Below are 20466 nucleotides of genomic sequence, written 5' to 3' on the forward strand. Positions count from 1 at the left end.
TGAAGGTCTCTCAGGTGCCGCAGGAGCAGGGGCAGCAGCTTTGGACGCGGACGTCGTCGATGACCGGCCCGTAGGCCCCGGCCACGGTGCTTGCGAATCCGATGGCCGTGGAGGCCGCGCCCGCGACGAAGGTGACCTGGCGGGTCACGTAGCCCATGGCGGGGCGGGTCCTGCCCGTGGAGTCGAAGGAGAAGTCCTGGATGTTCTGCCCGTCCAGCAGGACACGGCCGGTCTTCACCGCGGGTCCCCCTTCCGGGTTCGCGGCGAGTGAGTACGTCACGGTGTACCTCTGGCCCGCTGTCGTGGCGAAGGTCTGGGCGATCGCTCCCGGCTGGGTGCCGTTCAGGTCGACGGACTGATCTCCTTCCGCGGCTTGCCAGAACCCGGCGCCGATCAGGTCCACCGCCCCGCCGGTGACCTTCCACGGTCCGATGGACTGCCCGGCGCCCACGGTGGTGAAGGCGTTCACGGGCGCCGCGGGGTACTCGAAGCTCCCGTCATCGAATCGGCTCACTGCCGCCGCGGCGGGCGCGGCGATGGCTAAGCCGGAACCGGCGGAGAGCAGGGCCGCAACAGTGACGGCGACGAGGGCTGTACGGGAAACCGCCATGTGTTCCTCCTGGAGCGCGAGGGTGGGGTCGACACCTCAACTGTGGTGATCTCTCTCCGGCGTGCACAAGGATCGCGACCCGGAGTGCGGGGGCACATGCCGCTTGAAACGACCGCCGTCATACCAGTCGGCGCTACCGGAAGCCGTTTCGCGGCGGTGTCCAGGGCTGTCGGTCGTGTTGTCCGCGCCGGGGGTTACCCCCACTTTCGATCTTGGCGGTAGCGGGATCGCCCGGCTCGGCCTCAGCGAGACAAGCTGGGCCCGGCACACATCGCCGGTACCCCAACCATTCCTCAGGAGTTGACTCGTGCGCGAACAATCATGGCGAAGGCCACGTCCCTCCGGACAGCGGCGAACGGCCCCGCGACGCAGGGGCGTGGCGGCCGCGGCCGCAGTGGTCGTCGGCGTCCTGACCTTGAGCGCCCTGGCGCCGCCGACGTTCGCGGCCGGCCGGCCGGACACCGTCCAGCAGGGCCTGAACGCGATGGTGCATGACGACGGCCTGCCCGCCGCGCTGGCGAGCGTCAAGGATCGCGAGGGCCGTACCCGTGACTACACCGCCGGGGTCGGCGACGTACGCACCGGCTCGAAGGTGCCGGTCGACGGTCAGGTGCGGATCGGCAGCAGCACCAAGACGTTCACCGCGGTGGTCGTCCTGCAACTGGTCGGCGAGGGCAAGATCGACCTCGACGCCACGATCGACACCTACCTGCCGAACCTCGTCCGCGGGGACGGGATCGACGGAAGCCGCATCACGGTCCGTCAACTCCTTCAGCACACCAGCGGGCTGCCCGACTACGAAGACCTCGTGGCGGACGACATCCGGAGGCACCACTACCTCGATCCCCGCGACATCCTCGACGTCGCCTTCCAGCGCAAGGCCGTCTTTCCTCCCGGGAAGGGCTGGTCGTACAGCAACACGAACTACGTGGTGGCGGGCCTGATCGTCCAGAAGGTCACCCGTCGGCCGTTCGCCGAGGAGGTGGATCGGCGCGTCATCCAACGCATCGGGCTGCGCCACACCTACTTCCCGGCCCCCGGCGACATGACCATCCGCGAACGTCATCCCCACGGCTACGCCCGGGACGCGGCGGGCGCGCCCCTGCGTGATGTCACGGAGCTCGACCCGTCCGTGGGCTGGGCGGCCGGCCAGATGATCTCCACCAACTCCGACGTCAACCGTTTCCTGACCGAGCTCCTGGCCGGCCGCCTTCTTCCGCCGGCCCAACTCGCCCAGATGCGCACCACCGTCCCCATCGAGGACACCGGCGCCGGCTACGGACTGGGGATCATGAGCAGGCCGCTGTCGTGCGGCGGTGTCTACTGGGGCCACGGCGGTGACATCGACGGGTACGAGACCCGGGGTGGGGTCACCGACGACGGCCGCGCGGCCACCGTCACGGTGACGAGCATCCCGGTCGACGGGGCGGGCACGCGGCGCGTCGAGAAGGTCGTGGACACGGCCCTGTGCCGCTGAGCCGCTGAGCCGCCGGTCCCGGAGTCCGGCGCGAATGAGGGGTGCTTCTTCGTCTCCGGCTCCCCGCCCCGGGCCGGTTCGGCCGATCAGGTCAGGGGTGCGGCCGGCCCGCCGGAGGAGATGTCCAGGCCTCAGGCGTGGGCCATGGACTGGCCTGTGGACGGGCTTGGGGACGGGCCGATTCCGCTGCCCGGCGGTACTTGTCGTTGATGCGCTGGGCTTCCTCGAGCTGGTCTTCGAGGACGATGATCCGGCAGGCCGCCTCGACGGGGGTGCCCTGGTCGACGAGTTCCCGGGCACGCGCCGCGATGCGCAACTGGTAGCGGGAGTACCGGCGGTGGCCTCCCTCGGAGCGCAGCGGTGTGATCAGGCGGGCTTCTCCGATCGCGCGGAGGAATCCGGGTGTGGTGCCGAGCATCTCGGCGGCCCGGCCCATGGTGTAGGCGGGGTAGTCGTCGTCATCGAGCTGCCCGCTGGAGTCGCCTGCTGTCATGTGCACCTCTCTGCACAACGCGTGGAGGGGCCCGGGTGCCGTCTCGGCACCCGGGCCCCGAAGGAACTGCTACACCATCTGCCGACCCTGATACCGCGTCGGCCTGCTGTTTCCGCGGCCGACCTGTCCGGCCGGCCCCGGTTCGGATCCGGTGCGCTCGGATCCACGTTCCAGTCGCAGGCCGCACACCAACTCACGAACCGCGTACTCAGGGAGACGGCGACCCCGCACCCAGGGCACTGCCGCACCTGCTGTGCGTCCGCTTCGTCGACCGTTTCCATGCCTGGTGATCCCCTCTCCCTCGCCGTGGACCTGTGGTGATCCTCGGTCCGCGCAGGATAGAGGCGGCCGGTGCAGGCTCCGCGGCCGCCCCGGAGTGGACACTTTTGGTCAGGAACACGCCTGTTGTGACGACACGGGGTAGGTGAGGGTGACGTCCAGGACCTGTCCGGGCATCCAAGGTGAGGGAAAACAAGGTCGATCGATGCGACCAGTGACCCCGAGATGCCGTCTCCTCGGGTGAAGTCCGCGCTCAGGGGGAGCCATGAATCATCGCTCGGGCCGTGCACTCGGCATGACGGTCGCCGCCGCGTCAGTCGGTTTGGTCGGCTTGGTGGGTCTGGTCGGCTGCGCCGGCGACAGTGGCAAGCCGCTCGACGGCCCTGCGCCCGCGTCCCGCTCATCTGCCGTACCCGGGCACGTTGCCGCCTACCGTGCCGGATACACCGCGGGCAAGGCCGTCTACGACTCCTCCGGGAAGGGGGCGGCCGTGCGCGAGACCGTATGGGGTGGCTGTACGCGCCGGGCCCTGGAAGCCGGCAGCGCCGCCGAGACGGATCGTGGCGCCTGGGTGCGAGGCTGCCTCAACGGCGTCGCCAACGCCCCTGAGCGGTTGCCCACCGGCCACGTGACCCAGCGGACCACGGACGCAACCATGCTGGACCGGTTCCGCACCTGGGCCCGTACCAAGGGCGAGGGGCAGGGCGTCGAGCACGTCCGCATGCTGACCATCGCCCAACTGACCGATCATGACTATGACGTTGAATTGAACACGGACTACCCGGCAGGGCCTTCCGGAGATCCGGGCGCTGAGACGCTTGCCCAGAGTTTCGTCGAGTGGTGGGACGGCGATCACGGCCGGGACGGAACCGCCAGGAACGTCCTGATACTTGGCGCCGATGGTACGAGGCTGTCCGCGCGGCGGATCTGAGGAGCGCCAACGGCCCGTAGCGGCGTTCCCCGCGCACGTACCGGGGAGCCGGGCCCGACAAAGGCGCCGCTCCGCACGTCTATCGCACATCCGGGCCGCCGCTGCCCTGGGCGGATGGCCGCGTCCGGGTGGCGGTCTTGCTCCGCCGGGGCTGGGTGTTCTGTCGGATTTCCTCGGTCGCCGCCCGGAATGCGGGGGCCGCTCGGGCGAAGTAGTCGAAGAGCAGGGCCTGCTGCTCGGGTGTGTAACCGCTGATCACGTCGGAGATGTGGCGGCGAGCCGGTCCGACGATGTCCTCGATTCGGTCCAGTGCGTCCGGCACGGGTTCGACGATGACCCGGCGACGGTCGTTGACGTCGGCGGCGCGACGGGCGTATCCGGCGCGTTCGAGGCGGTCGATGAGCCGGGTGGTCGCGCCGGTGGTGAGTCCCGTGCGTGCGGCCAGCTCACCGGAGGACAGGCCTCCCTCCAGAGTGATGAGGCTGAGGGCGTACCACTCCGAGGTGTGCAGTCCGGCCGCCTCGGCGCCGGCCAGGCCCTGTAGACCCACGGCGTCGAGGTACTGGCGGAAGATCAGGTGCGCGTCCGTGCGATCGGCTGTTGCATCGGGTGTTGCCATGACGGAGAACCCCTCCTACATTGATATCTGCACGCATGCAGATACTGCCTATAGTCAGTATCTGCATCAGTCTAGTGAGTCGACAAGGGGTCCGTCATGCAGTCAGACGCCGGTATGGGTCACACCAGCCCCACCACCATCGGAGCGGAAGCCGCCGTACGAAAGGTGCCGGCCGAGCTCGTCGCCGCATGGGGGCGTCACGACGCGGAGGCGTACGGCGCGCTCTTCACCGAGGACGCCTCGTACATCACCTACATCGGCACCCTCTACCGGGGACGACGAGACATCGTGGAAAGCCACCGCACGCTCTTCTCCGGCTTCCTCAAAGGCACCCGGCTGGCCGACGAGATACTCGACGTCCGTTTCCTCGGCCCCGGCGTGGCGGTGGTCACCGGGCGAGGTGACACGTACAAGGGCAAGCGGCCTCGGAAGCTCGGCAAGGTACAGACGTACACCGTCGTCCTCGAAGAGGACGGGCAGTGGCGGATCGCCGCGTTCCACAACACCAGGCGCAAGCCGCTCATGGAAGCCGTGTCGTACAAGGTCGCCCCTGGTCTCGTCCCGGCCGCCGAGCGATGAGCGAACGGCCGCGCGCCCGTCATCCGAGGAGGGCGACGGACGCCGGCGGATCACCGCCTTCCACGGCGCCCTGCGCCGACCCGCCCTGGGGCCGAGAAGTGTGAGGCCGGATGGTCAAGCCCGGTCGCCCGGCCTCACAGCCCGGCGACCGGCTCGCTGTCATTCGGTGTCGTCGAGGGCGAGGGTGAGGGCGAGGTTCTGGAGAAGCTCCTCGGTGGGGTTCTCGGGATCGGTGTCGTCGTGGGCGTCGGCGACCGCCTGGAACGCCAGGATGAATCCGGTGACCAGCGCGTTGAACGGCTGGGACACCTGTTCCAGTACGGCGAGCCCCGTCTCTTCCGGCCCGGCCCCGGCGGGGACGAGGAACTGCGAGGGCACCACATCCGCCAGCAGACCCGAGACGAAATCGCTGTCGGCCCCGGACCTCAAGGCTGTGAGAGCGGCGATGGCTTTGAGTTGGATCTCGTTGTCCGTCACCATGCCGAGCGTAGACCGCCGGCGGCGGACACGGCCTCCCCGCCGCCTCGGGTTCCACTACCTGGACTCCGAATCGTGCCGGGAATCCACCGCGGCGCCGCCCGGGGTTTCCGTGCGCGACGGCGGCCGCCGGACACAAACGCAGCCGGCGCGTTTGCGAGCGGCCAGGCGGGTCAGACGTCTCTATGACGTGTGCGGTTTGTCCCCCTGCGGCGCGGGTGATCGGAGGCGCGACCATGCAGAACAAGCCGGAGCGATCCCGACGGGCCTCGGATCCCGATCGCCTGTTGGGCCTGTATCTGAACGATCATCTCGCCGGTGCGGGGGCCGGGGTGGCTCTGCTGCGGCGGATGACCCGATCCCACCGGGATACCGCTGCCGAACCGCGGCTCGTGGACCTGGCCGAAGCGGTGACTGCGGACCGCGACAGCCTGCGCGAGATCATGACGGCCCTCGACGTGCCGCTGAGGCATCGCAGGATGCTCTTGGGCGTTCTGGCGGAGAAAGTGGGTCGTCTGAAGCTCAACGGGCGATTGATCTCCCGGTCGCCGCTCAGCGATGTGCTCGAACTGGAGGCGATCCGGGTGGGGGTGGAGGGCAAGAAGGAACTCTGGCGGGCGCTACGGATCATGTCCCGCTTCGATCCGCGGATCGACGGCGAGGCCATGGGTCGCCTGCTGGCGCGGGCCGAACGCCAGGCCGATGCCTTGGAAACCCTGCGGCTGACGGCGGTGGAGGGTGCCTTCGACGCCCGGGCTCACCGTAGTCCGCGTGGCGTCACGCCCCGCCCCCACCCGCGAATGACCTGAAGGCAGCCCTGGGGCCGCTGGAACGGCCGAGGACGCCGAGGACGGCGCCGCAGGGCAGGGCACGGCAGGGGGCGCGTACCCACATCGTTGCGCAAGCGCGGGAAGAAGGGGCGGCGGACCCTGCGCTACAGGGAAGCGGCGCCGTCACGGGTGGCAGCTTCGAAGGCTGCCACCCGCACGGCGTACCGGCGTGTCAGCTGTTGATGCAGGTGTTGCCGAAGCTGGGGTTGAGAACGGAGACGAGGCCGATCGAGTTGCCGCACACGTTGATCGGGACGTGGATCGGAACCTGGATGACGTTGCCGGACAGGACGCCCGGCGAGCCGACGGCGACGCCGTCCGCGTTCGCGTCGGCCGACGCCACCGAGGCCCCGCCCACGACCACGGCACCGGCGGCCAAGGCAAGCGCGAAACTCTTCAGGACACGCGACATGCGGAATCTCCTTCATGACTGACATCACCTACGCGACGCCCTCAGGGCGTGCCGTACGACCCCGGCGGGGTCCGCACCCTTCTTCTTCGGCCACCGCACGCCTTCAGCCTGGCCCCGGCCCGCTCATTCGCCCGAAGGAATCGCCCACGACTCCAGTTGGCCGCAGCCGATCGGGCCGGCGGCGCCTGCTCCCGTTCGCCCTTCAGCCGACGAACGCCTGTTGCGCCGTCTGCCGTGCGCGGGTAGCGGCGCGCGGGGCGCGGAGCGGATCGTTCGTCCTGGCCATTCGCAGGTCGGTCGCAGGTCAGCGGCGAGGTGGTCGCGAAGTTGGTCGCAGGTCAGCCGCGACGAGCTCTGTCAGCCGATCCGTTCGGCCAGGGCGACGATGATGCCGGCGGGGCCGCGGAGGTTGCAGAGCCGGTAACTGTCCTCGTACCGCGCCACCTCGCCGAGGAGCTCGGCGCCGTGGGGGCGCAGGCGGGTGACGGTGTCGTCGATGTCATCGACGGCGAACATGACCCGATGCAGGCCCACGGTGTTGGGCGGCGGGTTGAGCGGACTGGCGCCGATCGCCTCAGGGGTTCGGAACACCGTCAGCTCCAGCCTGCCGTGGCCGTCCGGGGTCCGCATCATCGCGATGACACTGCGGACGCCGTCGAGTCCGAGCATGCGGTCCGCCCCGGGGTTCTCGATCTCCGCCGTGCCTTCCAGTTCCATGCCGAGTTCGGCGAAGAAGGCGATGGCCGCGTCCAGGTCCTCGACGACAATGGCCACGTTGTCCATCCGCTGAAGCGCCATGTGGTGGTTCTCCTTCTTCGCGTTCTTCATCGCACAGTCGTTGCGGCCACTGATACACCCGGGACGGAACCGGCGTCACTTTCTCGACACTCGGCGCGTGACGGGTTCCGAGGGACTGGTACGGGCGGGCGGGGCCGGCCAGGCCTCTCCGGACCCTGGATCAATCATGAGATGTCCGATCCGGCATATGACCCCAGAATGGACGTTGTGTACTGCCTGTCCAGGATGGGAAGCAACCATGTCGGATCTCAAGTTTGAGCAGAAGCGCTCGCTGTCCCGCCTGGAGGCGGCTGACCAGCTCACGGCCCTCGCAGCCGCGCTGAGGAAGGGCGGGGCGGTCGACCTGGAACTCGGTGCCGGAACGCTGAGCCTGCGGATCCCCGAAGACCTTCGCAGCGAGATCGAGATCGAGATCGGCGACGGGGAGATCGAGCTGGAGATCGAGTTCAAGTGGCCGACCTCACCGCGCCGGAAGGCGCCGTCGCAGGTGGCCGCCGCCCCCGCGAAGGCCCCGAGGCGAAAGACCACGCCCACCGCCAAGGCCGGCCGGAGCAGCACGGCCGCCGACGGCAAGAACACCGAGCGATCCGCCACGAAGACGTCGTGAGCCGCAGCGCGCGGTGGGTCCCGCGCGCCGCACGAGCGGGTTCTCTCGACGGAGCAACGGCGGCGTGACCGAGCAGTTCCACCACCCAGGCGGGGGGTCCGGGAGCGGTGGGCCGACCGGGCGTGAGCAGCGGCCCGGGCGGCCGGGAACGACCCCTGCCTACGTCGTGTGACCTGGCAGTTTAAGGCCTCGGGGCCCTCCATGGGGGCAAGCCGGGGATACGCGGCGGCGTGGGTGGCGGGCGTCCTACAGTGCCGACGGAACGCCCTCCTCCGATGGGGGGCGCGGCACTGGGGACGTGTGATGGACAGGGATCTGGTCCGGGAGTCCGCCTCGGCAGGACGGGTGGTGCTCTGGGAGGAATCGGCGCGCGACGGCGCGCAGGCCAAGACGCTCATGGGCGCCGGCCTGCGGGTGCGGCTGGCTCGGGAACAGGGGCGGATATTCGGCGCGCACGGGCCGCGCCACGTGGTGTTCGCGGCCGGGTTCCCGGCCGTGTGCGCCGAGGAGTTCGAAGCCGTACGGCGGGTCGCCGTGGAGGCCGAGGGTGCGGTGAGCGTGGCGGCGGTGTGCCGGGGCACCCGGGACGACGTACGGCAGGCCGTCGCCTCCGTCCGGGGGACTACGAACGCCCGGGTGATGGTGGTGGTCCCCGCGTCCGAGGCCATGGCCGGGGTGATGACCCACACCGGGGCCGCCGAGGCGCTCGCCGCCGGTACGGCCCTGGTCAAGGAGGCCCGGGAGCTGGACGACGGGGTGGCCGTGGACGTCTGCCTCGCGGACGCCTCGCGGGCCGACCACGGGCTGACGGGCCGCTACGCGGCGGAGATGAGCGGCGCCGGAGCGGGGGTGGTCGTCCTGGCCGACACGGTCGGGAACCAACTGCCGCAGGAAGCGGGGCGGATGTTCACCGAGGTAGGTTCGGCGGCCGGCCCGGACACGGTGCTCGCCTCCCACCTCCACAACGACCTCGGGCTGGGCCTCGCCAACTCGCTGGAGGCGCTGAGGGCGGGCGTGCGGGTACTGTCCAGCGCCTGGCTGGGCATCGCCGAGCGCAGCGGCATGGTCGCCACCGAGCAGTTGCTGTTCCTCCTGGCCCACCGACCTGAGCTGGCAGGGCAGTTACCGGCAGAGGACCCGAGCGGGGAGTCGGGCGGGGGCGCCGGTCCGTGGTGGACCGAACCGGATCTGCGCCGGCTGCCGGAGATCGCCCGCATGGTGTCGGCCGCCACCGGGGTGCCGTTGAGCGTGACCACGCCCATCGTCGGGACGGGCGTGGGCTCCATCTCCACCGGCACCCCGTTCGTGCACCCCGGGCTGTTCCAGCCCTTCGACCCGGAAGCGCTCCTCGGCATCGAGCCGCGGGTCGTACTGACCCAGCTGGCCAGCGCGCGTGTGGTCACCGCCGTCGCCGCGCGGCTCGGGTACGCACTCGACTCGGCGCAGGCCCGCGCCGCGATGGGCTGGGTGAAGGCCGTCGCCTTCCGGACCGGGCGCGCCATGATCGACGAAGCCGCCTTCGCCGCCTACCTCGACGGGCTGCTGCACCCGGCGGCGGGTGCGCGGTGAACGCCCGTACCGACGTGGTGGACGAGGACGCGGCCCGGCGGCTGCTGGGACGCGGGGCGGCCGTGGTCCTGCCGAACCCGGCCCCGCTGACGTACGTCGTGGCGGGCACCGACCCGGGCGGGGTCAACACCGCCAAAGGCAGGCCCGCGGACCAGCCCGTCGCCCTGTGGGCCCATGACCTTGGAACCTTCACCGAATCGGCGCGGGGAATGGACCTGGACGCGGGCGGGGTGGAGCTGGCCGGGAGGCTGCTGGAAGAGGAGCGGATCACCCTCCTCGTGCCGCTCCGCCCGGGTCACGCTCATCCTGACTGGCTCGCTCCCGCGAGCCAGGAGGGCTGGGCGCTGCTCTTCGGCGCCCGCTGGTCGCCACTGCTGCCCGTACTCGAACCGTTCCCCGTGCTCTACGTCTCCAGCGCCAACCGCACCGGCCACCCGCCGGTCGCCTCCGCCGAAGCCGCACGGGGCATGTTCCCGCACACCCCGGTCCTCGATGGCGCCGACGTCCTCGATGTCCCAGACGGCGGAACGAGCGCGGGTCGCAGGGCCACCACCACCCTGCGCCTGAGCCGCGAGGGAACGTTCTCCCTCCACCGCCACGGCGCCCAGGACCAGCCCTACCCGACGGCTCAGGCCTACCTCGACGCACTGCGCGCCCGCTTGCGGACGCCGGCCTGAACCTCGACCACGCGGTGGTGGACCTCGCGCCCTGGCGCCGCGGTCCTGGCCGTCGTGCCGGGGCCGTCCCACCCGAGTCGGGTGGGACGACCCCGGCCGGGCCTCAGCCCTTGGGGTCGGTCGGTTTGTGGCCCGGGTAGACGTGGTCCGGGGACACGATGGAGGTGACCGCCTCTCCGAAGAGGGTGCTCGGCTCCTGGCCGTCGACCGTGACGTCGGTGTTCAGCTCGATGACCATCGTGGCGTCGGCCTCGGGGAGGTAGACGGTCAGCGTCTCGTACCCGGGGATCGAACCGTTGTGGCCGATCCAGCCCTGGACGTCGAAGATGCCCAGGCCGTAGGAGGCCCCCGGGATGACCCCGATGGGCTGGGTCTTGAGGCGTTGGGCCTGGGTCTCGGGCTTCAGCAGGGTGCCCGTGGCCACGGTCTTCGCCCAACTGCGCAGGTCCTGGAGGTTGGAGATCATCGCGCCGGCGGCCCAGGCCCAGGAGGGGTCCCAGTCGGTGGAGTTCACGATCTTCCCCGAGAGGCTCTGGTTCGTGTAGCCCTGCGGGTGCGGGTCGGGATACTCACCGCCGGTCGGGAAGAGGGTGCCGCCCAGGTTGGCCGGCACGAGCACGTCCTGGTTGATGACCTCGCGCAGCGGGCGACCGGTGATCTTCTCCACGACCAGGCCCAGCAGGATCAGGTTGGTGTTGGAGTACTCGAACGTGGCGTTCGGCGCGAAGCTCACCGGGTGCTTGAAGGAGTAGGCCAGCAGTTCCTTGGGGGTGAAGACGCGGTTGGGGTTCGTCAGGAGCGCCTTGTCGAAGCCCGCGTCCTCGCTGTAGTTGAAGAGTCCGCTGCGCATGCCCGCCAGCTCGCGCAGCGTGATCTTGTCGCCGTTCGGGACGCCGGCGATGTACGTGCCGATGGCGTCGTCCAGGCCGATCTTCCCCTGGTCGACGAGCTGGAGCAGGGCGGTGACCGTGAAGGTCTTCGTCTCGCTGCCGATGCGGAAGTTCAGGTCGCTCTTCATCGGAGCGCCGGTCGCCTTGTCGGCCACGCCGAAGGTCTTCACGTAGCTGCCCTTGCCGGGGGCCCACAGGCCCACGATCGCGCCCGGGACCTTGGTCTCACGCAGGGTCTTCTCGATGGCCGCGTCCAGTTTCGCCTTGACGGCCGGGGTGAGGGCGACGAAGGCGTCACCGGCGGACGGTGAGGGGGTGGCCGCTCCCTGGGCGGTGGTCGCGGCGCCCAGTGGGGCGATGAGGAGAGTGGCCGCCGCGCCGGTCACGCAGACCCGGCGCAGTCGTATGAGGGTTGGATTCACCGCACGGCCTCCTGTCGTCCGGGGGAGCCGGAAGGCAATCCCCAGGCTAGGGCCGAGTGGGTGAGTGCGCGCGGCGAGCGGGCCGGCGCCGGGAAGGCCCTGCACACCGCCAAGTGACGTTTCTCTGGTGAACGGACTACGCCGTTGGTGTGAGCGACACAGCGCAGTAACCGTTCCCCCGCAAATGGTCAGGAAATGATCTGCATTGGGTAAAGCGCCGCCGTGTCGCGGCGGCTTCCTCTCCCCGACTCGCCTCGCCCTCTTCGAAGGAGCCTGCTCATGAGTTACGGAAACACGCTGCGCGAAGCGATCGCCGAGCCGGGCACGACCCCGCTGATCGGCGTGTACGACATGTACTCCGCGTCGGTCGCGGCCGGGCACTACGACGGCATGTTCGTGTCCGGGTTCGGCTTCGCGGCCTCCTACTACGGCCTGCCCGACATCGGCTTCATCGCGTGGCCCGACATGATGGCCTTCGTCCAGCGGCTGCGCGGCGCCTTCCCCCGCCACCACCTGCTGGTCGACATCGACGACGGCTACGTCGATCCCGAGGTCGCCTGCCACGTCGTCGAGGGACTGGAGCGGATCGGCGCCTCCGGCGTCATCCTCGAAGACCAGAAGCGGCCCCGCCGGTGCGGCCACGCGGACGGCAAGCAGGTCCTGCCGTTGGAGGAGTACCTGGAGAAGCTCCACATGGTGCTCGCCACGCGCAAGGACCTGGTCGTCGTCGCCCGCACCGACGCGACGGAGGAGGCCGACATCCTCCGCCGTGCGGAGGCACTGGCCGCGACCGAGGCCGATGTGGTGCTGGTCGACGGGGTTCGCAGTGTGGAGTGGATCGAGCGGATCCGCGAAGTCGTCGGCGACAAGCCGCTGTTGTTCAACCAGATCGCCGGTGGCAAGTCCCCCCGCCTTTCGCTGAGCGAGCTGGGCGATCTCGGCATCGACGTGGCGATCTACAGCACGCCGTGCCTGTTCGCCGCACACCGGGCCATGGACACCGCCCTCGCCGAGCTCCGACTCTCCGACGGACGCCTGCCCGCAGCCGACGAAGGCCAGGAGATCGGGGTCACCGAGTCCACCCGCCTCCTCGCGAAGAACATCACCCGCCACCACGCCCTGCCCGCGGCCCGCGAAGGTGCCGGCGTGTGACCGGTGCGCACCTGCGGGCCGCCGCCTGGCTGGCGATGGCCCTGATCGGGGCCGCCGCCGCGCCGGCCGCCGCCGGCGAAAGCCTGATCACCGTCATCGACAACTCCCACGCCGACTCCATCCTGGAAGTCGATCGAGCGGCCAACTTCCAAAGCGGAAGCGGTACCGCCGGGAGCGACCACGACGGCAGCGCCGTCGACATGCTCGCCACCCTCGTCCACACCGTTCGGCCCGGCGAGGAGGGCACCTGACAGAGCGGCGGCCGGGCAAATGAGCGCCCGGCCGCCGCGATCACACCCTCCTCAACCGGCCGAGAGCGCAACCCCCCGAAGTACGGCCGCTGTGGGTGGGGCAACCGTCATACCTGGCTGGGCTTTGCCCCGCCCCGGGTCACAGGGCGTCGGGACGGTGCGACCCTCGGGGTCAGGATGGCTCGGGGTCAGGATGGCTCGGGGATCAGGGCTGCTCGGGGGCGGAGGCGGTGATCACCGAGAAGGCTCCGCCCTGCGGGTCGGCGAGGACGGCCATTCGGCCGGCCGCCATGTCGAAGGCGGGGGCGAGGACGCTGCCGCCGGCACGGACGGCCGCGGCCTGGACCTCGTCGACGCTGTCCGCGTGGAAGTACGGCTGCCAGTGCGGGGGAACGCCCGGCGGGAGCTTGGACAGGTCCATCATCCCCCCGACCGCGCGGCCGTCGACCTTGAACTCGATGTACTCCTCGGCGCCGGGCATCTCGGAGCGGGCCGTGGTGACCGGCAGGACGGATGAGTAGAACGCGGAGGCGGCCGGGAGGTCGGCGGTGGTCAGCTCGTTCCAGATGAGCGCGCCGTGCTCGTTGACGATGCCCGCACCGTCGAAGGTGCCCGGCTGCCACAGGCCGACGACCGCGCCCGTCGGATCGGCGATCACGGCCATCCGGCCGAGGTCCATGACGCCCATCGGGCCCATCATGACCGTGCCGCCCGCGTCGCTGACGGACGCGAGGGTGCCGTCGATGTCGGCGGTGGACAGGTAGGTGGTCCACACCGTCGGCGGCAGCGGGTCGGGGACGCTGCCGTCCGGGTTGCTCGCCTTCATGATCCCGGCGACCGGCTTGCCCTTGAGGGTGCAGACGGCATAGCCGCCCTGCTCGGCGGGGCCGACCTCGCCCTGCCAGCCGAAGAGGTCGCAGTAGAAGTCGATGGCGGCCTGCTGGTCGGGAACCATCAGGTCGATCCAGCACGGGGTGCCGGGCTTGTAGGGGCCGTTCATGTCGGGCACGGATGCCTCCGTCTGTGACTGGGGAAGGACGGGCCGTCCCCTACCCGGCCCTCACACCCCGAACCGGGCCGTACGAGTGACGCCGCGTCGCTCGCCCGTGGCGCCGGTGGGAACACCCGTGCACGCTCCGACCTGCCCGGAGGCCGTCCGCTTCCGCGGCGCGTGGCCGCTTCCCCTCAGGCCGCTTCCCGTCAGGCCGGGGCGTAGTCACGGCTACGGATGTGGTCGTGGATGAGGCCGATGAAGGCGCGGGCGGCGGCGCTCTGGTAGGCGTTCTCGCGATGGAGGAGGGCGACGGTGCGGGCGGGGAGGGCCGGTTCGACCGTGACGGGGACGAGGCGGGGGTGCTCGTGGGTGAGGGCGTCGGGCAGGACGGTGGCCAGGTCGGTGCGTTGGACGATTTCGGTCAGGGCCTGGATGGAGTTGGCTTCCACGGCGATGTGGGGCCGCACCTTGTGGTCGGTGAAGTAGGCGTCGATATGGCTGCGGGTCGCGAAATCGCCGCTCAGCAGGGCCAGTTGGTGTGCGGCGAGGTCCCGAACGGGCAGTGGCCGCGTGTCGGTCCCTCCGGACCGGTCGATGCCGGTGACGAGGCTGAGGTGCTCGGTGAACAGGGCCGTGGGGGTGATGCCGGTCAGGTGGGAGGCGTGGAAGGCGATGCCGAGGTCGAGGTCGTCGGCCAGCAGGCCGGTCTCGATGCGGTCCTGGGTCATTTCCCGCACGTCCAGGGTGATGCCGGGGTGGTGGATGTGGAGCGCCGCGGCGAGGGGGCCGACGAGGTAGGCGGTGAAGGTGGGGGTGACGGCGAGGCGCAGGTGGCCGCGGGAGAGATCGGCGACGTCCACGACGGCGCGTTCGGCCGCGGCCAGGTCGCGGAGGGCCCTGCGGGCGTAGTGCGCGTAGGCCTCGCCGGCGTCGGTCAGACGGATGGTGCGGCCGGTGCGGTCGAGCAGTTGGGCGCCGACGGTGCGTTCGAGCTGCTTGATCTGTTGGGAGAGGGTGGGTTGGGAGATGCGCAGACGTTCGGCGGCACGGGTGAAGCTGGCCTGCTCCGCCACGGCGAGCAGATAGCGAAGGTGACGCAGTTCCAGAGCCATGACCGCAACTATAGATGGCATCGATAGAAGTCATGGCCAATGCGTCTTGGACACTATAGGAGCAGGTCATGCATGGTGGATCTCGCCGGCCCGGAGGGGCGGGTGACCACCGAAGGAGAGTGACCATGCACGACCTCACAGAAGGCGTCACGCGGTTCCGGCGCGATGTGTACCCGGCCAGGGCGGGCCTCTTCGCCGAGCTCGCCTCGACCCACCGGCCGAGGACGTTGTTCATCGGCTGCTCCGACGCCCGGGTCGTGCCGGAGCTGATCACCCAGAGCGAGCCGGGCGATCTTTTCGTCATCCGGACCGCCGGGAACCTCGTCCCCGCCTACGCTCCCGGCCCGGACGGGGTCGCGGCCAGTGTCGAGTACGCCGTGGCCGTCCTGAACGTCTCCGAGATCGTTGTCTGCGGCCACTCCGCCTGCGGGGCGATGACCGCGCTCGCCGAGGGCCACGACCTGAGCGGCGCGCCCGCCATCGCCGACTGGTTGCGCCACGCGGACGCCTCCCGGGCCCGTACCGGCGCCGAGGCCGGGGCACGGACGGTGGATGCGTTGGTGCGGGAGAACGTGCGCGCCCAGATGGCGAACCTGGCCACCCACCCCTCGGTGGCCCGCGCCCTGGCCGCGAAGACGGTCACCTTGCACGGCTGGGTCTTCGACATACCCACGGGGGCCGTCGTGGAACTCGACGCCACCGGCCGAGCGGCCGCCCTCACCGCCTGATTCCCAAGGCCGGCGCGGCCCGACCTCTGCCGCTCCGACGCCTGGAATCGCCCGGGACCGACCGAGATCCGCCCGGGATCCCTCCCCCACCCCCAGAACCGTCGTTCACCGCAATCCAGGTGAACGGCGCCCCCGAAAGGACATGCTTCTCATGGTGCACGCCCAGTTCGACAACACCGCTCGTCAGGCCCTGGCCAACAAGGCCGTTGACGCCAAGATCCACAAGGACCTGTCCTGGCAGCGGATCGCCGACGTTGCCGGCCTGTCGGTCGCCTTCGTCACCGCCGCCGTCCTCGGCCAGCACCCCTTGCCCACGGCTTCGGCCGAGGCCGTGGCCGAGCTTCTCGGCCTGGACGCCGAGGACACGCTGCTGCTGCAGACCATCCCGACCCGGGGCTCGCTCCCGGGTGGTGTCCCCACCGACCCGACGATCTACCGATTCCACGAGATGCTCCAGGTCTACGGCACCACGCTCAAGGCCCTGGTCCACGAGCAGCTCGGTGACGGCATCATTTCCGCGATCAACTTCAAGCTGGACGTGCGGAAGGTCGCCGATCCCGATGGCGGCGAGCGCGCGATCATCACCCTGGACGGCAAGTACCTTCCGACCAGGCCCTTCTGATCCGGCGCCGGTCCGTCCGCCCCTGCCGGCCCGACACCCGTACAGCCGCCACGCCCGGCACGTGACACCCCCGCGCCCCCGGGCGGCGGTGGCGACCACGCGCGCGCGGTCACGGGGAAGGCGGCATGCCGTCGCCCTCGTCGAGGCCGGCCGACCGGTCGCGGCGTAGCCGGCCCCGCTGGACCGCGTTCGCGAGGAGCCGGGCCGCCACCCCCAGCAGGAGCAGATCCACGGCGATCTGCCCGGTGGTCAGCAGCCGGGCCGGCTCACTGCGCGCGCTGATGTCCCCGAATCCGACGGTGCTGAACACGGTCATCGCGAAGTACAGCGCGTCCGTGCGCGTCAGCGGTTCACTGAAGCTTCCCGGCGCACTGTGCTCCATCAGAAAGCAGGCCGCGGCGTACATCAGGACGAAGAGCGGGATGGTGATCGCCATGCCCTCCATGGCCTTGAGCCCGGGCCACCGCGATCGCGCGATCGTCTGGATCTGCCACACCAGGAGCGCCGCCACCGCGGCGATGCCACCGACGAGCACGAGCACGGTGGTGGTCGTGAACGCCGACTCCATGGGCAGCAGGTAGTAGGCCGCCGTCAGGAGTGCAACCGCGCCCAGCGAGCGCACGCCGGCCAACAACAGTTGCCGGCGGTGACCATCCGCGTTCTCGTTCACGACTCCACCCCCGGCATCACGGATCGCCCTGCGGGGTCCGTTCCCCGGGCCGGTGGCGGCCGCCGATGCCCTGGCTGTCCGCCGTGTGGGCGAGGGCGCGGCGGACCGGATCGGCGAACTTCCGTTCCACTGCTTCCCGTAGGAGTTCCAGCTCCGTGCGCACAGCAGGCTGGTGTGCCGGGGGCAGGCTGTCGAGAAGGCCTTCGAGCAGGGCACGGAGCCGCCGGCAGACCTGGACGGACGACGCGCCGTACTCCCGGATCTCGCAGACGGCGAGCTGGAGGAAGTCCTCCCAGTCGCGCCCCCGCAGTACGAGCCGCGGCCGGCCGTGGTCGTCGGCCAGCACGTAACGGCCGGGAAGCTCCCTTTTCCCCGTCATGTGCAGGAACGACTCGATGTGGTTGAGGAGCTGTACCGCGGTGGTGGGGTCGTTCACCGCGGGCGACAACGCCCGGATGGCGATGTCCACGAGGATCCGGAGGGCGAAGGCGGGGTCCTGTTCGATGGTTCGTTCGGCGCCGAGGGCGATCAGCCCGGCCACGTGCCGCGGATCGGGCGATGACTCACCCCCGTGGACCTCGATGAGAACGGTGCCGGGCGCTACGTAGTCGCCGATCACGTGCCGTGCGACGAAGGTGCAGTCGTGTCGGGTCGCTTCCGCCACCAGCGCGGCCACGTTGAAGGCCTGGATGGCGCCGCCGCGTTCGGAGCTGACGCTCATCACGGGTTCGCCCGACGGTACGGGGGCGTCGGCGCGTGGCTCGGCATTCCGGATGACCGTGGCCCCGTGCGCGAGGACGTTCTCCCCCATGCGTCCGACCAGGTCGGCGATGGCCACCGGCCTGAGGTTGTGGGTGAACCGGTTGAGGTAGACGAGCAGGAGCAGCAGGCTGACGGCCACGGCCGCGCCGGCGAGGGAGACGCCGAGGTCGGGTACGGAATTCGACTCGATGCTGCGGAGCAGGGAGAACGCGAAGGCGAACGTTCCGGTGAAGGTGGCCAGCACCGCCTTCTGCAGCCGGTCCCGGTACCACAGGCGCATGTACCGCGGGGACAGGGTTCCGGTCGCCTGCTGGACCACCAGGACACCGATGGTGACGACGAATCCGAGGAGCGCCACCATCGCCCCGACGATGGCGCTGAGTACGCCGCTCGCCGTGGTGGCCGAGTAGCTCCAGCCTCTCGGCCAGTCCGCCCTGTCGGCGCGGATGGCCCATTCGGCGAGGACGACGCCCAGGATGATGCCGAACAGGGGAACGATCCACAGGCTGGCCTTGATGTACTGCCGCATCCTGAACGTGAACGCCCAGGAGATCACCGCGTGCTCACGACGCCCATGCGCCTGCCCTTCCGGACGGTGAAATCCAGTGCTCGGCCGTCACGCACGGGGCATCCTCCGGATCCGGACCTGTACGGACGCTTCTCGACCTTCACGGTCACGGTAGAGCCGGAGGCGGCGGGGCGCCTCCGGCCGGCTCGGCGGCGGGTCCGGGCACGAGCAGGACCACGCAGTCGCCCTCGCGCGGTGTGACACGCTGCTGCTCGGTGACCGGTTCCAACCGGCGGTCGGCCCGGATCACGAAGAGGGTGTCGGAAGCCGGCGGGCGCGGCGAGGACGCGGGCCGCACCACGAAGCGGGCCCCTTCTTCGTAGCGCTGTGCCAGAACGTGACGGACGAGCGCCGTGCCGAAGAGGATGTCACCGCCGGTGTAGGGGGCGACGACACCGTGGCTGCCGTGCGGCGGACCGACCCGGTAGACGTGTTCTTCCACGTTGCTCTCCATCACGACGGAGGCGAGCGCGTTGAAGTCGTCGTCGTCGGTGGCCAGGAGCACGGCCGTCACCCCTTCCAGGCGTGCTCCGGGGTTGGTGGCCGTGGCCAACAGTTCCCCCTTCGCGAGATCGATCCCCGCGTCTTTGATGCGCCGTCTCTCCTCGTCGAGCCCCGCCCACATCAGCACGTCGAGTCCGGCTGTACGCAGAGCCCTCCCCATGTCGACCACCCATGGTTCCCCGCCCACCAGGAGCAGCCGCGTGCCCGTCGGCTTGACGACGCCCAGGCGACGGGCCACGGGCGCAGCCGTCAGCGAGTACAGCAGAACGGTGCCCACGATCACCAGGAAGGTCACCGGGAGGATCCTGGCCGCTCCGGCCACCCCCCGTTCGACGAGACCGGCCGCGAAGGCGGACGCCGTGGCCGCCGCGACGATGCCGCGTGGGGCCATCCACCCGGTGAAGGCCCGCTCGCCGAAGGTCAGGCCCGAGCCCTTCGTGGCGGCGAAGGCGACGAGCGGGCGCACCACCAGGACGAGGATCGCGATGAGGGCGAGGGAGGGAAGCAGCACGGGGACCAGTGATGCCGGAGTGACGGTCGAGGAGATGGAGACGAACAACAGCCCGATGATCAGCTGGATCAGCGTCTCGAAGAAGGGACGCCGTGCCGGCATGTCGAAGCCGCGGATGTTCGTGACCGCGAGGCCCGTGACGATCGCGGCGATGAGCCCGGTGTCGTCGCGCACGATGTCGCAGCCCGCCGAGACGGTGATCACGGTGGCCAGTTGCGCGAGCGTGCCGAGCACCCCGCCGAGCCGCAGGGTGCGCAGGGTGAGCCACAGCAGGGCGGTGCCCACCGCCCCTCCGGCCAGGCCGACCGCCATGCTGATGCCGAACTGGCCCAGTTGGTAGCCGCGGCCGATGTCGACCCGGTGGGTGGTGGCGATGGCGTGGAAGACGAGGGCGCCGAGGATGCCGCCGATCGGGTCGGTCAGCGTCCCTTCCCAGATCAGGATGCGACGCACCTTGTCGGTCGGCCGCACGAACTCCAGCAGCGGTCCCACGACGGTCGGCCCCGAGACGACGAGGATCGTCCCGAGCATCGACGCCACCCTGAGCGGCATGCCGAACATGGCCGGTGCCACGGCAGCGGTGACGAAGAACGTCAGGAGGATGCCGATCAACAGCAGCCTCCCCACGATCCAGCGGGTGCGGCCGGTGAGGTTGCGCACGTTGAGCCCGAGACCGGCGTCGTAGAGGATCACGGCGACGGCCAGCGAGACCAGGGCCGAGAAGTTGGCCCCCATCAGTCGTTCCGGATGGATGACGTCCGTCAGTGCTCCGGCGGCGAAGCCGACCGGCAGGAGCACGATCAGGGCGGGGACGCGCAGCCGGCTCGCCAGGATCTGGGAGCCGACCGCGAGCAGCACGGTCAGAGTGAGCCCGAGAAGGATCTGGTCATCGGTCACGGCGATGCCCCGGCCCGCTTCGCGG

22 protein-coding genes and 2 pseudogenes are annotated in these 20466 nt (G+C 70.3%); 12 read left to right on the forward strand and 12 right to left on the reverse strand.

Going from position 1 to position 20466, the window contains the following annotated elements; all coding sequences use genetic code 11:
- Positions 1-10 precede the first annotated feature (10 nt).
- Positions 11-610: a choice-of-anchor C family protein gene (locus OG906_RS01995; RefSeq protein WP_329439350.1), complete on the reverse strand. Its 600-nt coding sequence runs from the start codon at positions 608-610 to the stop codon at positions 11-13.
- Positions 611-986: 376 nt separating this feature from the next.
- Between OG906_RS01995 and OG906_RS02000 the strand changes: the two genes are divergently transcribed.
- Positions 987-2087 (forward strand): serine hydrolase domain-containing protein, encoded by a 1101-nt coding sequence (locus tag OG906_RS02000; protein ID WP_329439352.1) that lies wholly within the window; start codon positions 987-989, stop codon positions 2085-2087.
- A gap of 169 nt (positions 2088-2256) precedes the next feature.
- Here OG906_RS02000 and OG906_RS02005 read toward each other — a convergent pair.
- Positions 2257-2580, reverse strand: a pseudogene (locus OG906_RS02005) (MerR family transcriptional regulator); the annotation flags it as partial.
- A gap of 574 nt (positions 2581-3154) precedes the next feature.
- On the opposite strand from OG906_RS02005, the gene OG906_RS02010 reads away from it, so the two are divergent.
- The gene (locus OG906_RS02010) at positions 3155-3790 is read left to right on the forward strand and encodes a hypothetical protein (RefSeq protein ID WP_329439356.1); all 636 of its coding nucleotides are present in this window, start codon (positions 3155-3157) and stop codon (positions 3788-3790) included.
- A 79-nt stretch (positions 3791-3869) separates the two neighbouring features.
- On the opposite strand, the gene OG906_RS02015 is transcribed toward OG906_RS02010, so the two are convergent.
- Complete coding sequence (locus OG906_RS02015; RefSeq protein WP_329439358.1) at positions 3870-4409, reverse strand: MarR family winged helix-turn-helix transcriptional regulator; 540 nt, start codon at positions 4407-4409, stop codon at positions 3870-3872.
- Positions 4410-4505: 96 nt separating this feature from the next.
- Between OG906_RS02015 and OG906_RS02020 the strand changes: the two genes are divergently transcribed.
- Complete coding sequence (locus OG906_RS02020; RefSeq protein ID WP_329439360.1) at positions 4506-4988, forward strand: SgcJ/EcaC family oxidoreductase; 483 nt, start codon at positions 4506-4508, stop codon at positions 4986-4988.
- A gap of 159 nt (positions 4989-5147) precedes the next feature.
- Here OG906_RS02020 and OG906_RS02025 read toward each other — a convergent pair whose 3' ends face one another.
- Positions 5148-5468 (reverse strand): hypothetical protein, encoded by a 321-nt coding sequence (locus OG906_RS02025; RefSeq protein WP_267829361.1) that lies wholly within the window; start codon positions 5466-5468, stop codon positions 5148-5150.
- A gap of 233 nt (positions 5469-5701) precedes the next feature.
- On the opposite strand from OG906_RS02025, the gene OG906_RS02030 reads away from it, so the two are divergent.
- Positions 5702-6274: a hypothetical protein gene (locus OG906_RS02030; protein WP_329439366.1), complete on the forward strand. Its 573-nt coding sequence runs from the start codon at positions 5702-5704 to the stop codon at positions 6272-6274.
- 193 nt (positions 6275-6467) lie between these two features.
- On the opposite strand, the gene OG906_RS02035 is transcribed toward OG906_RS02030, so the two are convergent.
- Complete coding sequence (locus tag OG906_RS02035; protein ID WP_267797228.1) at positions 6468-6707, reverse strand: chaplin; 240 nt, start codon at positions 6705-6707, stop codon at positions 6468-6470.
- Between the two features lie 357 nt (positions 6708-7064).
- The gene (locus OG906_RS02040; protein WP_329447897.1) at positions 7065-7505 is read right to left on the reverse strand and encodes a VOC family protein; all 441 of its coding nucleotides are present in this window, start codon (positions 7503-7505) and stop codon (positions 7065-7067) included.
- A gap of 238 nt (positions 7506-7743) precedes the next feature.
- On the opposite strand from OG906_RS02040, the gene OG906_RS02045 reads away from it, so the two are divergent.
- The 3 genes from OG906_RS02045 to OG906_RS02055 all read left to right on the forward strand — a co-directional run bounded on the left by OG906_RS02045 (position 7744) and on the right by OG906_RS02055 (position 10358).
- Entirely contained in the window at positions 7744-8112 is a 369-nt protein-coding gene (locus tag OG906_RS02045) for an amphi-Trp domain-containing protein (RefSeq protein WP_329439368.1), read from the forward strand.
- A gap of 303 nt (positions 8113-8415) precedes the next feature.
- Positions 8416-9681 carry a 2-isopropylmalate synthase gene (locus OG906_RS02050; RefSeq protein WP_329439370.1) on the forward strand — a complete coding sequence of 422 codons (1266 nt, stop codon included), beginning with the start codon at positions 8416-8418 and terminating at the stop codon, positions 9679-9681.
- The gene (locus tag OG906_RS02055) at positions 9678-10358 is read left to right on the forward strand and encodes a hypothetical protein (RefSeq protein WP_329439372.1); all 681 of its coding nucleotides are present in this window, start codon (positions 9678-9680) and stop codon (positions 10356-10358) included. Before OG906_RS02050 ends, OG906_RS02055 begins: the two co-directional genes overlap by 4 nt.
- Before the next feature lie 103 nt (positions 10359-10461).
- Here the strand turns inward: OG906_RS02055 and OG906_RS02060 are convergent, their stop codons facing one another.
- Positions 10462-11670: a serine hydrolase domain-containing protein gene (locus OG906_RS02060; protein ID WP_329439374.1), complete on the reverse strand. Its 1209-nt coding sequence runs from the start codon at positions 11668-11670 to the stop codon at positions 10462-10464.
- A 279-nt stretch (positions 11671-11949) separates the two neighbouring features.
- Here OG906_RS02060 and OG906_RS02065 point away from each other — a divergent pair, with 279 nt between their 5' ends.
- The 3 genes and pseudogenes from OG906_RS02065 to OG906_RS02075 all read left to right on the forward strand — a co-directional run.
- Positions 11950-12822, forward strand: a complete 873-nt coding sequence (locus OG906_RS02065; RefSeq protein WP_329439376.1) for an isocitrate lyase/PEP mutase family protein — start codon at positions 11950-11952, stop codon at positions 12820-12822.
- A complete protein-coding gene (locus tag OG906_RS02070; RefSeq protein ID WP_267797221.1) occupies positions 12819-13073 on the forward strand; it encodes a hypothetical protein in 255 nt (84 codons plus the stop codon). The genes OG906_RS02065 and OG906_RS02070 overlap by 4 nt, the downstream gene beginning before the upstream one ends.
- A gap of 21 nt (positions 13074-13094) precedes the next feature.
- Positions 13095-13307, forward strand: a pseudogene (locus OG906_RS02075) (DUF5701 family protein); the annotation flags it as partial.
- On the opposite strand, the gene OG906_RS02080 reads toward OG906_RS02075, so the two are convergent.
- Together OG906_RS02080 and cynR are read right to left on the reverse strand one after the other, a co-directional pair.
- Positions 13279-14073: a VOC family protein gene (locus OG906_RS02080; protein WP_329447898.1), complete on the reverse strand. Its 795-nt coding sequence runs from the start codon at positions 14071-14073 to the stop codon at positions 13279-13281. The pseudogene OG906_RS02075 and the gene OG906_RS02080 sit on opposite strands and share 29 nt — an antisense overlap.
- A 200-nt stretch (positions 14074-14273) precedes the next feature.
- Positions 14274-15179 (reverse strand): transcriptional regulator CynR, encoded by a 906-nt coding sequence (cynR, locus tag OG906_RS02085; RefSeq protein WP_443067347.1) that lies wholly within the window; start codon positions 15177-15179, stop codon positions 14274-14276.
- 125 nt (positions 15180-15304) lie between these two features.
- On the opposite strand from cynR, the gene OG906_RS02090 reads away from it, so the two are divergent.
- Positions 15305-15907, forward strand: a complete 603-nt coding sequence (locus OG906_RS02090; RefSeq protein ID WP_329439378.1) for a carbonic anhydrase — start codon at positions 15305-15307, stop codon at positions 15905-15907.
- Positions 15908-16058: 151 nt separating this feature from the next.
- Positions 16059-16529, forward strand: coding sequence for a cyanase (gene cynS, locus OG906_RS02095; RefSeq protein ID WP_329439380.1), 471 nt, complete (start codon positions 16059-16061; stop codon positions 16527-16529).
- Between the two features lie 109 nt (positions 16530-16638).
- On the opposite strand, the gene OG906_RS02100 is transcribed toward cynS, so the two are convergent.
- The 3 genes from OG906_RS02100 to OG906_RS02110 form a co-directional block, all read right to left on the reverse strand.
- Positions 16639-17199 carry a potassium channel family protein gene (locus tag OG906_RS02100; RefSeq protein ID WP_329439382.1) on the reverse strand — a complete coding sequence of 187 codons (561 nt, stop codon included), beginning with the start codon at positions 17197-17199 and terminating at the stop codon, positions 16639-16641.
- A gap of 16 nt (positions 17200-17215) precedes the next feature.
- The gene (locus OG906_RS02105) at positions 17216-18490 is read right to left on the reverse strand and encodes a DUF2254 domain-containing protein (RefSeq protein WP_329439384.1); all 1275 of its coding nucleotides are present in this window, start codon (positions 18488-18490) and stop codon (positions 17216-17218) included.
- Between the two features lie 145 nt (positions 18491-18635).
- A complete protein-coding gene (locus OG906_RS02110) occupies positions 18636-20441 on the reverse strand; it encodes a cation:proton antiporter (protein WP_329439386.1) in 1806 nt (601 codons plus the stop codon).
- Between the last annotated feature and the right edge of the window lie 25 nt (positions 20442-20466).

This window comes from Streptomyces sp. NBC_01426 (assembly GCF_036231985.1).
Taxonomy (GTDB): domain Bacteria; phylum Actinomycetota; class Actinomycetes; order Streptomycetales; family Streptomycetaceae; genus Streptomyces.

Bases quoted from the DNA above. Each gene is read 5' to 3' on its own strand.
- OG906_RS01995 (WP_329439350.1), bottom strand. From the start codon at position 610: ATGGCGGTTTCCCGTACAGCCCTCGTCGCCGTCACTGTTGCGGCCCTG.
- OG906_RS02010 (WP_329439356.1), top strand. From the start codon at position 3,155: ATGACGGTCGCCGCCGCGTCAGTCGGTTTGGTCGGCTTGGTGGGTCTG.
- OG906_RS02015 (WP_329439358.1), bottom strand. From the start codon at position 4,409: ATGGCAACACCCGATGCAACAGCCGATCGCACGGACGCGCACCTGATC.
- OG906_RS02020 (WP_329439360.1), top strand. From the start codon at position 4,506: ATGCAGTCAGACGCCGGTATGGGTCACACCAGCCCCACCACCATCGGA.
- OG906_RS02025 (WP_267829361.1), bottom strand. From the start codon at position 5,468: ATGGTGACGGACAACGAGATCCAACTCAAAGCCATCGCCGCTCTCACA.
- OG906_RS02030 (WP_329439366.1), top strand. From the start codon at position 5,702: ATGCAGAACAAGCCGGAGCGATCCCGACGGGCCTCGGATCCCGATCGC.
- OG906_RS02035 (WP_267797228.1), bottom strand. From the start codon at position 6,707: ATGTCGCGTGTCCTGAAGAGTTTCGCGCTTGCCTTGGCCGCCGGTGCC.
- OG906_RS02040 (WP_329447897.1), bottom strand. From the start codon at position 7,505: ATGGCGCTTCAGCGGATGGACAACGTGGCCATTGTCGTCGAGGACCTG.
- OG906_RS02045 (WP_329439368.1), top strand. From the start codon at position 7,744: ATGTCGGATCTCAAGTTTGAGCAGAAGCGCTCGCTGTCCCGCCTGGAG.
- OG906_RS02050 (WP_329439370.1), top strand. From the start codon at position 8,416: ATGGACAGGGATCTGGTCCGGGAGTCCGCCTCGGCAGGACGGGTGGTG.
- OG906_RS02065 (WP_329439376.1), top strand. From the start codon at position 11,950: ATGAGTTACGGAAACACGCTGCGCGAAGCGATCGCCGAGCCGGGCACG.
- OG906_RS02080 (WP_329447898.1), bottom strand. From the start codon at position 14,073: ATGAACGGCCCCTACAAGCCCGGCACCCCGTGCTGGATCGACCTGATG.
- cynR (WP_443067347.1), bottom strand. From the start codon at position 15,179: ATGGCTCTGGAACTGCGTCACCTTCGCTATCTGCTCGCCGTGGCGGAG.
- OG906_RS02090 (WP_329439378.1), top strand. From the start codon at position 15,305: ATGCACGACCTCACAGAAGGCGTCACGCGGTTCCGGCGCGATGTGTAC.
- cynS (WP_329439380.1), top strand. From the start codon at position 16,059: ATGGTGCACGCCCAGTTCGACAACACCGCTCGTCAGGCCCTGGCCAAC.
- OG906_RS02105 (WP_329439384.1), bottom strand. From the start codon at position 18,490: ATGCGGCAGTACATCAAGGCCAGCCTGTGGATCGTTCCCCTGTTCGGC.